This window comes from Psychrobacter sp. (assembly GCF_018260395.1).
In the GTDB taxonomy this organism is placed as follows: domain Bacteria; phylum Pseudomonadota; class Gammaproteobacteria; order Pseudomonadales; family Moraxellaceae; genus Psychrobacter.
Window position 1 is genome coordinate 1 of record NZ_JAGLBC010000053.1, and the last position, 14675, is coordinate 14675.

Genomic DNA, 14675 nt, shown 5'->3' on the forward strand with positions numbered 1-14675 from the left:
GATCATATATAAATAGTAAAGCGATAAAAAAAGAGGTCAACTCTAGGTTAACCTCTTTTTAGAACGATACGTATTACATTAAAACCAAATTAGCCTTCAGCGTATTCAACACCACGTTGACCATGCTTTTCGACAACTGTCAGTAAGATGCGACTACCTTCAGCGGCTGCTTTATCCTCTTTATCAACAGGACTTTCAAAAGGTTCATCACTTAAGGTAACGTGTACAGCACCGCCCTCTGCCAATTCACCGAATAACACCATATTTGCTAATGGTTTTTTGATTTCATTTTGAATCAAACGCTGCATTGGGCGAGCACCCATTAGACGATCATAGCCTTTTTCAGCTAAGTATTCACGAACATCGTCATCAATTTCAAGTACTACTTGCTTGTCATCAAGTTGGGCTTGAAGCTCAACTAAGAACTTGTCCACTACAGAGATGACAATTGAAGAATCAAGAGGGTTAAACTGAATTATCGCATCCAAACGGTTACGGAATTCAGGCGTAAACACTCTATTCATCGCTTCAGTATTGTCCTTACTATGATCTTGTTTGGTAAAGCCCATTGAAGCACGACTAATACTATCTGCACCTACGTTGGTGGTCATAATCAAGATAACTTGTTTAAAGCTTGCCACACGGCCATTGTTATCCGTTAATGACCCATGATCCATAACCTGTAATAATAAGTTGAAGACATCAGGATGTGCTTTTTCAATCTCATCTAACAACAATACACAGTGTGGATGTTGATTAATTTTCTCAGTCAACAAGCCGCCTTGATCAAAACCAACATATCCAGGAGGCGCGCCTATTAGGCGTGAGGCGGTATGAGCTTCCATATACTCTGACATATCAAAACGCACCAGCTCGATGCCCATTAAATTTGCCAATTGCTTAGAAACCTCAGTTTTACCAACCCCAGTTGGACCAGCAAACATAAACGAACCAATAGGTTTATCTGTTGACTTTAAGCCTGCTCTAGATAGCTTAATGGCATCAGAAAGCGTTTTGATAGCTTCATCTTGTCCAAATACTAAACGGTTTAAATCACGTTCTAAATGCTGTAACAATGATTTATCATCATTTGAAACAGACTTAGGCGGAATTCTAGCCAATTTTGAAATGATAGCTTCTATATCTTCAACATCAATAATGGTTGTAGCGACTTGTGTATCCGTATCAACCTGATTTTCAATGCTTAGTGATTCAATATCATCATCGTGCAAACTATCAACTGCTTCAAACTCTGCACTTGTCTCAGACTCATCTGCTTTTAACAGTGTAGTATCTTCTAAGTCAGCTAAGTCATCTTCAGAGTCAAACTCAGTACTATTTAACTCTTTAATTAATTGATTTTCATCATCGACTTGACTAGCATCAGGAGTAATACCTAAACGCTTATAAGCCCCTGCTTCATCAATAACGTCAATAGCCTTATCAGGCAAGAAACGCTCATGAATATGCTTAGCCGAAAGCTTAACCGCACTCACCAAGGCAGCATCAGTATATTCCACATTATGGAATTCTTCATAACGAGGCTTTAGGCCACGTAGAATTTCAATACTGTCATCAATACTTGGCTCATTCACATCAATCTTTTGGAAACGACGTGATAAAGCATGATCTTTTTCAAATACTTGGCGATATTCTGTAAAGGTAGTTGAACCAATACATCTTAACTCCCCATTGGCAAGAGCAGGCTTAATCAAGTTAGAAACATCCATATTGCTACTCATTGAAGATCCAGCGCCAATAATCATATGGATTTCATCAATGAACAAAATAGCATTAGGTTTCGCTTTTAGGGCATCAAGTAGCCCCTTCATACGCTTCTCAAAATCTCCGCGATACTTAGTACCGGCTATCAATGAACCAATATCTAAACTATAGATGACACAACCTTGCAGAGGTTTTGGAGCTTTATTATTAATAATCAACCATGCCAAACCTTCAGCAATAGAGGTTTTACCCACACCAGGATCACCCACTAATAATGGGTTGTTTTTTCGACGACGGCATAAGACCTGAGCAGTACGCTCTATTTCACTGGTGCGACCGATTAAGGGATCAGTTTTACCTTCCGCTGCTCTTTTATTTAAATTTTGAGCGAACTCAGTTAATGGATCTTTTTTCAATCGAGCGCCTTTAGCATCGGCACTTTCTGAATCAGAACCAGTATCACGAGTTTCATCACCATCAGAACCATGGGATAAATATTGAGTTAACTCAAGACGACTTACGCCCTGCTTTTTCAATAAATAAACGGCATAGGTATCATGCTCAGAGAACATAGATACTAGAATATCTGAACCCTGAACCAATCTACCAGAGCCGATAGACTGCACATGAAAAATAGCACGCTGTAAAATGCGATCAAAACTTTGGGTCGCTTGCGGGGTTTGTTCCAAATCAGCATCTAATGTTGGGGTATGTTTTTCAATATAGGCTTCAAGATCGGAACGTAGACTGGCAATATCTGCACCACATGATTTTAATGTAGTGGCAGCATTGTTATTTTCTAACAGTGCAAGCAATAAGTGCTCAACGGTTAAATACTCATGTGACTTTTGTCTCGCCAACGTCATGGCTAGACGCAATGAAACTTCGAGATGACGACTTAACATAGAGGTGTCCTGTTAATATTGTAATATTTTAATTGCTACGATCTGAATCTAGATTTACTTGTAAGTCAGTTAACTATATCAAGTTAATAAGGAATTAGGGTAGTTAATGAAGATGATATTATTTGGTATCGCAGTTTTTTTGTGAATTAGATCGTAGCGACATAATAACTTAATAGGGTTTGCTTCTTTATAAATCAAGTCATGAATAAAACAATGTTTTGTATTTATATAGTGACTGACGAGGGGTATGACAGAAAGCAAGTGGAGTAAAGAGAAGTTTAAAGAGACTTGGCGTTAAAAATAGTGCGGATGTATATAATTGTAGTTGAATACTTAAACTGAAGATATAGCGGTAAATTAAATATAATTAATACTAATTACTCGTGTGTGGCTCAATTTGAGTTAGTAAAGGATATCCTTCATTGCGAGCAGCTTGATTTACTTTTTTTGCTTTAGTTTCTGCTATGTCTTTGGGGTAAATACCTGCAATTCCGCGACCTTGATTGTGAATACTAAGCATAATTTCAACCGCTTGAGTAGTATCATGTCGAAATTCGGACTGTAAGATATAAACGACGAACTCCATTGGGGTATAGTCATCATTATACATAACCACTGCATACATTGGTGGCTCAGCAATTTCAGGCTCAGCGACCATAACTTCTACTTCACCCTCCTCCTCTGCTTCTCCATCGTTTAGTCTAGACGGCAAAGTTTTAATAGGATGCAAAATAGGTAGTGTCGCTGGGTGATGCCAATCCGCTGAGAATTGACCATATGTTTCAAAAATAAAATTGTTACATTTAATCATAAGACATCATATATTTATAAACTTTAGTCGAATAAGTGAATAGTACTATGTAAATTTGAAGGTTATGGTGTAGGATTTTTACCTTCATTCACAGGACGTTGGTCTGTCTCTGGTACTTCCGATAACGATATTGGCATCTTATCTACTGGAGTAGATAATTGCCAATTATAAATTTGCTCAACTTGTTGACCATTTGACTCAAGATCTAATTTAGCCTGTTTTGGACTAAATCCTTTTGGCATCACAAATCGCCCTCTAATACGGGCAATACCTTTAATATCATAAGTGCTAGGTTCTAAAGGTACATTTACTAAATTGTCTTCATCCAGTAAAGTTAAAGTTGGCTTTAAACGATGTTGTTGTCCATCTTTGGCTAGCATTGCCACATCAAAACGATATTCAAAAGCGTTTTCAGGTAACGGTTCCATCTTGGCACCAACAACTTGTAACGGCAATCCGCCTTGCTTAACAACCCTATCGGCATACACATCGTTAAGTTGGATTAACTGTAAGTTTTTAACTTCTAACGCCTGCATATTTTGGCGCATCTGACCTAAATTATTTAGACTAATATCACGTTCTTGTTTCGCCGTATTTAGCTGGCTGGTCATGGCCTGTAATTTTTGCTTTAGTTTTTTAGTATCTTCAGCAGATAACTGCTGCGCATCGCCCTTAAGTTTCAGTTCATCCTGTGATGCTTGATACCCTCGATAGTAACCGAACTTATGGCCAAACGCAGTTGCAATGGCACCAGTCAATAATACTGCGCTTGCGAATAATACCAATATCAGCGGACTCAACACACCTTGTGATGAACGCTTTAAATTTGTCGTAGCGGGTTTGCTGATTTCGGTGGGCATGTGTTCTAGACTCGTATCATATGAATCGGCAATTAGTTACTCTACCACATAAGTAGATAGATTTAAGGCAAGGTATTATACCTAAATCTAATGATAATAACTAACTACTGATTAGCTTCAATGTAATATTTATGTCGCAGATTGTTGATAAAAATTTTACTGGTCTTTTTGAATTAAATATTCTAATGCATCTAACACGATATATAATTAAATTATTATGAAATAATAAAAACTTTGAGATAAAACAAAATTCATATATCTCGAATCGTATACATTTAAATTAATCATATATTAAGGAACAATAGGGACATGATTTAGACCCAAAGACTCATCAAATCCAAACATAACATTCATACATTGAACGGCCTGACCAGCAGCACCTTTTACCAAATTATCTTGCACCACTAGAATAGTAGCAGACTTACTTAGATTGTCTTGCTGTACTGCAATTCTAAGTCTGTTGCTTGCTCTAACGCTACGCGTGTCTGGGAACTCACCTGAAGGTAGCACATCTATAAATTTTTCATTTTGATAAGCACGTTCATAAATTTGCTGTAAATCAAGCTCACTACCAATATCCGTTAATCCCAGATGTATGGTTGTAAACATACCTCGAATCATAGGCACTAAATGGGGAACAAAACGAATATTGTGTGTAAATTTACTTTGCAATAATTGATGTACACCTTGCTCAATCTCAGGCAAGTGACGATGACCTGTCACGCCATAAGCATGGAAGTTATCGGTAGTTTCAGCATAGTTTAGATTCAATTTGGCTTGACGACCAGCCCCTGAAACTCCAGATTTTGCATCAATAATAATACGGGATTCTATTATTGACTCCCCTTTATCATTTTGAGCCTCAATAATGGGCTTTAATCCCAAAATAGCCGTAGTTGGATAACAACCGGGATTCCCTATAACATTTGCCTTTTTAATCGATTCACGATTAATTTCTGGCAATCCATAAACTGCCTCTTTAAGCAGCTCAGGGCAAACATGCTTCTGATTATACCACTGCTCAAACGATTCTAACGACTGTAATCTAAAGTCTGCCGCCAAATCTATGACCTTAACACCTGCAGCCACTAGCTCTTCAGCCTGCTGCATAGCCACACCATGAGGGGTTGCAAAAAAAACCACATCACAGGAAGTTAGGGCTTCTAAGGTGTCTTCACCTAAGTCTCTATAATTTAAATCTGATACGCCTCGTAAACTTGGAAAAATAGCGGAAACAGGTTTACCAGCTTCAGATCGAGAAGTTAACCATTTTATGGTCACTTCCGGATGAGAGGATAGCAATCTTATGAGTTCAACCCCTGTATATCCTGTTCCACCTATAATCGCTGCCTGTAACATATCACATCCTATCTGATTGATTAATAGCTTATTAGATTAAAGCTATCTCACTATTTAATCTAACATAGATAAATTTATTAAAATTATTATTGAGTTAAAAGTCTTAAAATTAATTAAGTTTACGTTATGAGCTAAATCTATTCAATGTATTAAATTCTACTGTGTTAGCCGTATCTATTGGACTTTGATTATTTATAGCCTATCCTATTATAAAATAGGCTTATGAGAATAAGCCTATTTTTTTCTTCATTTAACTACTTAAATTAACTAAATAAAAACTGTGTTTATAGCTTGTAGTTATGGACGGCATCAATAAATACTTTTGCATTTTCAGGATTGACCCATTGCGTAATTCCGTGACCTAAATTAGCTATATAGCCCGTCTTGATACCACCAGCATAAGCATCATCAAGCATATCATTTACCGATTTACGGATAAGCTCTGGAGAACCATAAAGAGTAGCAGGATCTAAATTACCTTGAACCGCAATTTGTTTGTCTCCCTCTGCCAATATAGCTCTTGCTCTATCTAATGGCATTGTCCAATCTAAACCTAAGCAATCTGCATCAGTGTCTGCTTGAATATCAAGCCATAATCCACCACCTTTGGTAAATACTACCACAGGAACTGTAGGATGACGCTGTTTAAGTTCGAAGACTACACGCTTATTGTAGTTATGAGAGAATTCTTTGAATTGGCGATGTGCTAAGGCACCTCCCCAACTGTCAAACAATTGCACAATTTGAGCACCGGCTACTATTTGAGCATCTAAATAATCAATAATCGCTGTAGTGATATGGTCTAAAATTTGATGCAAAAACTCAGGTTTACTATATAAAAGACCTTTGGTATAACGATAGTCCTTCGAACTGCCACCTTCAATCATATAGGTAGCAAGCGTCCAAGCACTGCCAGAAAATCCAAATAGTGGCACTAAACCGTTCAACTCTTTACGAATACTGGTCACTGCATCCATAACATAACTTAAGGAATCAGCTGCATTAAAAGTTTCGAGCTGATTGAAGTCTGCTTCAGTACGTAAAGTACGTTTAAACTTTGGACCTTCTCCAGTTTCAAAATACAAACCTAGGCCCATAGCATCTGGAATGGTTAAGATATCACTAAATAAGATAGCAGCATCTAAATCAAAACGTCTTAAAGGTTGAATAGTGACTTCTGTTGCTCGGGCCGTGTCTTTGCACAGACTCATAAAATCACCGGCCTCTGCTCGAGTCGCCTTATACTCTGGCAGATAACGACCCGCTTGACGCATCATCCATACTGGTGTTACATCTACTTGTTCAAAACGTAACGCTTTAAGTAGGCGATCATTCTTCAGCGGTGCAAAATCAGCAGAGTTATTAACAGCATCAAAATTCATCATAGACATTACTTTCTCTTTAAAAAATGATCTCTTTATTATTAGTTGATTATAATCAAAATGGATAGGTATGAAGCAAAAGATATTTGTTTGTTAACAATATCAGTTTACCTAATTCTTTATACCTTATTACCTTTATTTATTTAAAATAGCCATATCATCGCGATGAATCATGACCACACGTTCCTCAGACTCGCCTAATATCTTATCAAAGCTTTGGGTTCGTTGACGGGCGACACGCCTTGCATCATCGGACGAGAAATTAACTTGACCAACTGCAATACGCTCTTTGGTGTTTTCGTCTACCACAGCTACAACATCTCCTTCATCAAAGTCACCATGGATGTCCACTACCCCTACTGGTAATAAGCTCTTACCCTGTACAGTGATAGCATCTACAGCTCCTGTATCGATAAACAAGGTACCCGCCATTCTTAAATGAGCAGCCAGCCACTGCTTACGAGCGATGATCTTGTCAGCTTGATTGGTTTGCAAGAGCGTACCTACTGATTCGCCCGCTACAACTCGAGTGATGACGTTATCAAGGCTACCATTGGCAATAACAGTAGGACAGCCACCCATTGCAGCCAATCTACCGGCATTGATTTTGGTAAGCATTCCACCACTACCAAGCTTACCGCCTTCGCCCGCAATATGAAATAAATAATCAGCCATTGCACGCTCTTGGCGAATCAATTTGGCGTCAGGATTATCGCGTGGGTTATCAGTAAATACCCCATCTTGATCTGTCAAAATAATATATAAATCTGCACTAACCATAGCCGCAGCCATGGCACCTAGCGTGTCATTATCACCAAATTTAATCTCATCTACGGTTATGGTGTCATTCTCATTAATAACCGGTATAACTCGCCAAGATAAAAGCTTATGCAAAGTATTGGAAGTATTTAAATAACGTTCACGATTTGACAAATCGTCATGAGTCAATAAAATCTGAGCGCTACGCACCCCACTTTGAATCAATGCCGAAGACCAAGTTTCTATCAGACCCATTTGACCAATTGCTGCACAAGCTTGTAAGCCTTCTAACTTCTTAGGACGCTCCTCAAGACCCATCCTAACTAGACCTTCAGCTACTGCGCCAGATGAAACCAATATCACTTCTTTGCCAGCATTGTGTAGCTTAGCAATCTGACTGGCCCATTCGTAGATTGCAGTACGATCCAATCCTTTACCATTATTGGTTAGTAAAGAAGATCCAATTTTTACAATAACTCGTTGTAAATCAAAAGATCTATTCTGAGTGGCAAAGCGATTGTCATCAGAATCAATTGGCATTGAAATACTGCCTTTTGGATTAGTAGCTTTCGAGTTATTTTGATTATTATTACTCATAATTCTTCCCAATACCTAATAAATAGACTGAATGAATAGAATAGTAATATGCTTAGTAAACACTTTGAACTATATCTCAATTCTATAATGCTGTTGTTTATAAACAAATAGCTTACGGAGCTCTATACAAATAGCTTATGGAGCCATAAATATGTAAATAACTTATGGCGCGTAAACCACTTCTACCCCATCGTCGTCGTCATCGTTTTCTTCACCATCTCTGAACGCAGCTTCACGAGCAGCTCGGCGAGCAGCACGATAAGCTTCTTTTTGCTCTTCAGTATTGAGACGAACTTCAGCTTCAAGACGTTCAAATCGTTCTCTTTGGGCTTCAGCGAATAAAGGATCTTCTTCTTCGCGTTCTTTTTCACGCTCAATCTCATTCATTAGATGATATTTAACATCATCCACACCTTGACCTGTTAAGGTCGAGGTTCTAAAAACAGCGCCTGTCCATCCCAGTTCTGCAACAATGTGCAAGCATAGCTCATTTAGCTCATCGGCGTCAGGCACTTGATCAATTTTATTTAAAATTAAAATCTGAGGTAAGTTTGAAAGCTCTGGTGAGAATTGTTCGAGTTCATTTAATATAACCCGACCATTTTCAACAGGGTCACTGCCATCAATAGGCTTAATGTCTAAGATATGCAATAATCGTCTAGTTCGTGCCACATGCTTTAAGAAGCGTATACCAAGTCCAGCACCTTCAGAAGCACCTTCAATTAACCCTGGGATATCGGCCATAACGAATGAACGATGTAAACCCACATCAACTACCCCTAAGTTCGGCACTAAGGTGGTAAATGGATAATCTGCTACTTTTGGTTTAGCTGATGAAACTTGTCGAATAAAAGTTGACTTACCAGCATTTGGTAAACCAATTAAGCCGACATCTGCCACTACTTTTAGTTCAAACTTAAGCTCTTTTAACTCGCCTTCAAATCCTGAAGTGGCTTTTCTTGGCGCTTGGTTTGTAGAGCTTTTGAAATGCGTATTGCCAAGGCCACCATCGCCCCCTTTGGCAACTAACACTTCTTGGCCGATCACGGTTAAGTCGCCCAAAACTTCACCCGTTTCATTATTAATAATAGTAGTACCAATAGGCACTCGAAGATAAATATTTTCTGCACCTTTGCCAGAACAGTTTTTGCTATGACCATTTTCGCCGCGGCCAGCATCATAGCGTCGAGTGTATCGATAATCAACTAAGGTATTTGTGTTGTCATCGGCCACAACAAACACGTCGCCACCTTTGCCGCCATCACCACCATCTGGTCCGCCGCGAGGCACATATTTTTCACGGCGAAAGCTCACAATGCCGTTACCACCGTCGCCTGCTTTGACAGTAACAATTGCTTCATCAATAAATCGCATTGGTCTTGCTCCCTTAACATCTTTTAAATTGATCTAACGTAAATTGATTAATTTCAAACTTCTATAAAGCTAAAATGTATGCTAATTAGAAATATATCTAATAAAAAAATAATTCTAGAAAAGAGAGTTGGTTTTATAACGCCGTATTCTACAGCATTATGGATAACTAAATAGAATTTATATTTATCGATTAACTTAATAAAAATACCCGATAACCTTAATGATTATCGGGTATTGTTGTAAATCTTAACAGTCATTGTCAGATTTTATTGCCATCCAAAAGGCTTAATACGGATAAAAAATGCATTAATAAGACTTACAATTTGATAAGTATTATAGCAACGTCATCGTAATTGGTACTATCAATTCTGACACTATTTATTAAGCTATATCTTGTTCAGCTATATCTAGCATAACTAATTATGCGAAGCTTACTGAACACAACCCATTAAGCAAAATACCGTTAAGCAGAAATATTAGTATAATGAATACCAGCCATTTGTGCAGCCACGCGTAATACTTGGGTGCTGTAACCTACTTCATTATCATACCAAATATATACAGTAGCATGATTGTCAGTAACGATGGTCGCTTGTGCATCAACAATTCCTACTTGCTTAGTACCTACAAAATCAGAAGAAACCGCTTCAGTTGAGTCAGTATAAGCAATTTGCGATTGCCATGCGTCACTTTGAGAAACTTGTTTAAAGAAATTATTTAAAGCTTCAGCACTCTCAGGAGATTTTTTCAAATTTAAGTTCAAAATGGCCATACTTACATTTGGCGTAGGCACACGAATTGCGTTACCAGTTAATTTACCATTTAATTCAGGTAATGCTTTACCTACAGCTTTAGCAGCACCTGTACTGGTAATAACCATATTTAAAACTGCACTACGACCACGGCGATCTGCTTTGTGATAGTTATCAATTAGGTTTTGATCATTTGTAAACGCATGGATGGTTTCAACATGGCCATTTATAATGCCATACCCATCATTAAGTACTTTTAGTGATGGGGTGATAGCATTGGTAGTACAGCTTGCTGCACTTACAATAGTATCTTCGCCGATCGTATTATTATTTACGCCATAAACAACATTTTTAATCTCACCCTTAGAAGGTGCGGTTAACAATACTTTTTTGACACCCTTAGCTTGTAGATGCTTACCAAGACCTGCTTCATCTTTCCAAATACCAGTATTGTCAATTATGATAGCGTCATTGATACCATAGCTCGTATAATCGATCTCACTAGGATCATTGGCATAAATTACTTGAATAAAGCGTCCATTAACAATTATGCCTTGGTTCTCTTCATCAACTACGATTGAGCCTGAGAAGGTTCCATGAACAGAATCTCGTTCTAATAATGAAGCACGTTTGGCAATATCACCTTCTTTGCCTGGACGAACTACAAACGCTTTTAATTGAAGACCTTTATCAGTAGCGGCTTCTTCTAATAATAAACGCGTTAAAATTCGGCCAATACGACCAAAACCATAAAGAACCACATCAGTAGGTTCGCTTGCAGCTGTCTGTAATCGATCAGCCTTAGTTAAGGCATCGGCTACGTTTATTTGATTTTTTATCAACTGACCAGCATCGACCACTGCTGTTTTAATATCTTGATTGTCAACAACTTGATTTACTATTGTAACGATATCGTCAATATTTAAAGCTTTGCCATTGTTACGATCAGAAGTTTGCTGAACTTTTGTCAGTAAATCTGCTGTTGAAAGGCCGTTAAGAGTTTCACCAAAAAGATTAACTTTTACGTCTTTATCAATATAAAGATTATGCAGTTGGTTCACTAGCTCATAAGCCTGATTTTCTTGTTGTTGATATTCGGCTAAATGAACTTTATGTAACTCACGGCGCGTATTAGCATTACTCACAATAGTGTCCTTTGGATAAATTAAATAAAAAATAATGAAATAATAAGTAGATAATTACGAAATATATTTAACTAAAAAGTTACCAAAATAACCATGAACAAAATGCATTAAAAATTATAGGTCAATAGCCTAATGATTAATATAATGAATTAGTTAGTGGGTTAAGTAGCATTAAAATAGTAGATAGCTAATTTCCAGTAGATTTTAAATCATATTGATATTTTTAGCCAGTATAACGCACTAAATGCTTAGTCAGACTATATGCAGGTGTAGATTATAAATTTGCATTGACTATAATCAATATTAATAGAAAAAAATTTAGCTTATTTAGAATAATCCACATCATCGACAATAGTTTTAGGGATTGATGTGTGAGTGGTTACTTGCAACTTACTTAGGTCATATCCTTGCATCTTTGCCGTATTCTTATATTTCTCAAAAGTCGATTGCGCCATGGTTGGTTTACGCGATAACAGCCATAGATACTTGTTATCCGGTGTACCTACCAATGCATTTTGATAATCACTATCAAGCTGTAATACCCAATAATTTGATTTGCCAAAAGGCAACCATCTGATCCAACTGGGTAAGAAAGAAACCTTTAACTGACTACCAGTATTATTGGCAGGTTTTGCTAAACCTTGAGCCATAATCATTGAGCCATCCTGCTTACGGCATTCATTCACAACATCTATGGAAGTTACTTTGCCTGCAATATCTTTATTTAAGTTATAGGTTGCAGTAACGTCTGAGGCACATTTACGTTGAAAATACATAGGTAATCTAGCTATCTCGTACCAGCGACCAGCATATTTATTTAAATTTACATATTGAACGGAAGTTGGTTTTGTCACAATTTGATCATTATAAATAATATTTTTAGTAAGGGTCTGAGAGCGTTCAACTCCTATCTCAGCATGGGAAATGGTCGAATAAGCAGCTAATGTCACCAATAAAACCAATGCTATACCTGTATGCTTTAATAACGCAGACATAAAAGTTCTTTCTGTATAACCGCAATTTTTTTTATTCATGAATGCGCTATCTTTATCATTAGTAGATTTATTCATAAAGTCTTATAATCATAGGTTAGCCAAGTATCATTAATCGAATTAATAATACATCGAATTAATAATACAATTAGATATAATAATTTTGTTAAGACATTATAATTTGCTAGTCTTAGATATCATATTAATAGCCACTGGCAACCGTTGCTATCCAAAAAATGTAGCGTTACGATACCGTTTGTAATTTCACTTAGATTTTATGAGTATTTGGTGATTTTAAGTTAAAAATTTTGTTATTCCTGCTACTTTGTCTCCATTATGCTCTCGTACATCATTTAAATCTTCAGGTTGCATGCCTCCTAAAGCTATCACAGGCATTTCACTAGTTAGTGCAATATCTGCGAAGTTATCCCATCCTAAAGCTTCAGAATTAGGGTGAGTGGCTGTATTTTTGACAGGTGAAATAAAAACACCTATCACTGGTGATAGCGAATTTTCTATGCGTTCTCTAGCTAACTTATTCACCAGTAGTAAACTTTGTTCGTCATGCGCACTTGCCGTTATAGGTAAAGGTGATAATATTTTTATATCAGCATTTTGATAATAGTTATTAATATGATTTTGGGTTAAATGCTGAGCTATCACATTTTTTGGTAGATTATTATTACTGATCAAATAGTTAGCAAGTTCATAATCAATAATTAAATTAATATCAGCTCGCACAGACAATAGTAACAATAGTAATTTTTGTCTTTGTTCAAGTTCTAATTTCTTAACTCGTAAATAGACGCATGCCTTTTTTGGCAGCCTTTGTTGATAATAGCTAAGCCATTGCTGTCGGCTCTCATTTTGATTTAGAGGCATTGTGCTTGAGGTGTTGTAGCTACTGTTATCTGAATTGTTCTGCAAAATCTTTGATTCAACTGTATCTACGTCTCCTGTTATGGAAATTAAATTAGGTAGTTTAAGCCATTGTAAGATAGTCTTATTTGCATCAGGCAGTTTGTATTTATTGCTAATTAATAATTCATGACTCACCCATTGTAATTGTTGACCTTCACTACCCTGCTTACGTGCCTTAAATTTATTATACTGTTGCTCAGATAACGTTACTCTAAATATGTTTAAGCATACTGTTTTAGAGTTCTCAGGCGTACAGTTATCTTCATAATAATGCTGCAATATGCCTAAAGGGTTTATAGAACTATCTCTTGAGATATCCAATCCAATTTCTTCAAACACTTCTCTAATCAAAGCTTGTTTGGCAGTTTCATTGCTCTCGATCTTACCGCCGATAAATTCATAACGATTCCCTTGATGTTGTTCGGCACGTCGATATCCTAATAAATACTGTTCCCCATAATGGATAACTGCTATGGCTACTTTAATTTTTATCACTGACATTTCCTTGTATGACTGATTAAAAATCAAGCTTTACTCTAATTGCGCTTTATTTTGACACTGTAGTTAGATATTACTAATTTTAAAAAAAGACTTGCATTAAAAGCCATAATCAATAATAATTAATTAAATGATAATCATTATCAATTGTAAATATTTTCGTTAGCTGCTTATAATAAATATATTTGCATTTTGATTTTATAAAACTGATGCAACACCTTATATAATCGTAATATTAAATCATAACCACTAGATAATTTTATAAATAAAAGGATTAAGCATTATGGCTACTGTAATTTCTCGCGCACTTCATCTTCGTGACAACCAACTTCCTATGTTACAGTCTGAGCATTTATTTGCTTTAACTAAAGAAGTTCGTATTCAGCATGAGGGAGAAGAATACCGTCTACGTTTGACTCGTAATAACCGTTTGATTTTGACTAAATAAATTTTTGTATTGACTGTAAAAACCTTAATATAAAAAGAAGGGGCGACTTAAGTCACCCCTTCTTTTTTTTATAAATACCACATTTAAAAAACTTCTTAGATTAACACACCAAGTGCAACGCTACGTAATATTAAAGAACACCTGATT

At 36.7% G+C, this 14675-nt stretch carries 11 protein-coding genes; 1 reads left to right on the forward strand and 10 read right to left on the reverse strand.

Going from position 1 to position 14675, the window contains the following annotated elements:
• Window positions 1-89: 89 nt before the first annotated feature.
• The 10 genes from clpA to QZ265_RS05800 all read right to left on the reverse strand — a co-directional run bounded on the left by clpA (window position 90) and on the right by QZ265_RS05800 (window position 14077).
• The gene (gene clpA, locus QZ265_RS05755; RefSeq protein WP_296404280.1) at window positions 90-2630 is read right to left on the reverse strand and encodes an ATP-dependent Clp protease ATP-binding subunit ClpA; all 2541 of its coding nucleotides are present in this window, start codon (window positions 2628-2630) and stop codon (window positions 90-92) included.
• A gap of 373 nt (window positions 2631-3003) precedes the next feature.
• Complete coding sequence (clpS, locus tag QZ265_RS05760) at window positions 3004-3441, reverse strand: ATP-dependent Clp protease adapter ClpS (protein WP_296404282.1); 438 nt, start codon at window positions 3439-3441, stop codon at window positions 3004-3006.
• A 62-nt stretch (window positions 3442-3503) separates the two neighbouring features.
• Window positions 3504-4301, reverse strand: coding sequence for a hypothetical protein (locus QZ265_RS05765; RefSeq protein ID WP_296404284.1), 798 nt, complete (start codon window positions 4299-4301; stop codon window positions 3504-3506).
• A 291-nt stretch (window positions 4302-4592) separates the two neighbouring features.
• Window positions 4593-5660 carry an N-acetyl-gamma-glutamyl-phosphate reductase gene (argC, locus tag QZ265_RS05770; RefSeq protein ID WP_296404286.1) on the reverse strand — a complete coding sequence of 356 codons (1068 nt, stop codon included), beginning with the start codon at window positions 5658-5660 and terminating at the stop codon, window positions 4593-4595.
• 284 nt (window positions 5661-5944) lie between these two features.
• Window positions 5945-7051, reverse strand: a complete 1107-nt coding sequence (gene hemE, locus QZ265_RS05775) for a uroporphyrinogen decarboxylase (protein ID WP_296404287.1) — start codon at window positions 7049-7051, stop codon at window positions 5945-5947.
• Between the two features lie 126 nt (window positions 7052-7177).
• Window positions 7178-8341 (reverse strand): glutamate 5-kinase, encoded by a 1164-nt coding sequence (gene proB, locus QZ265_RS05780; protein ID WP_296404300.1) that lies wholly within the window; start codon window positions 8339-8341, stop codon window positions 7178-7180.
• Window positions 8342-8560: 219 nt separating this feature from the next.
• Complete coding sequence (obgE, locus tag QZ265_RS05785; RefSeq protein WP_296404290.1) at window positions 8561-9772, reverse strand: GTPase ObgE; 1212 nt, start codon at window positions 9770-9772, stop codon at window positions 8561-8563.
• A 463-nt stretch (window positions 9773-10235) separates the two neighbouring features.
• Window positions 10236-11669 (reverse strand): glyceraldehyde-3-phosphate dehydrogenase, encoded by a 1434-nt coding sequence (locus QZ265_RS05790; protein WP_296404292.1) that lies wholly within the window; start codon window positions 11667-11669, stop codon window positions 10236-10238.
• Between the two features lie 323 nt (window positions 11670-11992).
• Window positions 11993-12664: a lipocalin family protein gene (locus tag QZ265_RS05795; protein ID WP_296404295.1), complete on the reverse strand. Its 672-nt coding sequence runs from the start codon at window positions 12662-12664 to the stop codon at window positions 11993-11995.
• A gap of 291 nt (window positions 12665-12955) precedes the next feature.
• Window positions 12956-14077: an NUDIX domain-containing protein gene (locus QZ265_RS05800; protein WP_296404297.1), complete on the reverse strand. Its 1122-nt coding sequence runs from the start codon at window positions 14075-14077 to the stop codon at window positions 12956-12958.
• Window positions 14078-14363: 286 nt separating this feature from the next.
• Here QZ265_RS05800 and hemP point away from each other — a divergent pair, with 286 nt between their 5' ends.
• Window positions 14364-14528, forward strand: coding sequence for a hemin uptake protein HemP (gene hemP, locus QZ265_RS05805; RefSeq protein WP_296404298.1), 165 nt, complete (start codon window positions 14364-14366; stop codon window positions 14526-14528).
• Window positions 14529-14675: the final 147 nt, after the last annotated feature.

Excerpts from the sequence above, each read along its gene's own strand:
- clpS (WP_296404282.1), bottom strand. The coding sequence starts at position 3,441 with ATGATTAAATGTAACAATTTTATTTTTGAAACATATGGTCAATTCTCA.
- hemP (WP_296404298.1), top strand. The coding sequence starts at position 14,364 with ATGGCTACTGTAATTTCTCGCGCACTTCATCTTCGTGACAACCAACTT.
- QZ265_RS05795 (WP_296404295.1), bottom strand. The coding sequence starts at position 12,664 with ATGTCTGCGTTATTAAAGCATACAGGTATAGCATTGGTTTTATTGGTG.
- hemE (WP_296404287.1), bottom strand. The coding sequence starts at position 7,051 with ATGTCTATGATGAATTTTGATGCTGTTAATAACTCTGCTGATTTTGCA.
- clpA (WP_296404280.1), bottom strand. The coding sequence starts at position 2,630 with ATGTTAAGTCGTCATCTCGAAGTTTCATTGCGTCTAGCCATGACGTTG.
- argC (WP_296404286.1), bottom strand. The coding sequence starts at position 5,660 with ATGTTACAGGCAGCGATTATAGGTGGAACAGGATATACAGGGGTTGAA.
- obgE (WP_296404290.1), bottom strand. The coding sequence starts at position 9,772 with ATGCGATTTATTGATGAAGCAATTGTTACTGTCAAAGCAGGCGACGGT.
- QZ265_RS05765 (WP_296404284.1), bottom strand. The coding sequence starts at position 4,301 with ATGCCCACCGAAATCAGCAAACCCGCTACGACAAATTTAAAGCGTTCA.
- proB (WP_296404300.1), bottom strand. The coding sequence starts at position 8,341 with ATGCCAATTGATTCTGATGACAATCGCTTTGCCACTCAGAATAGATCT.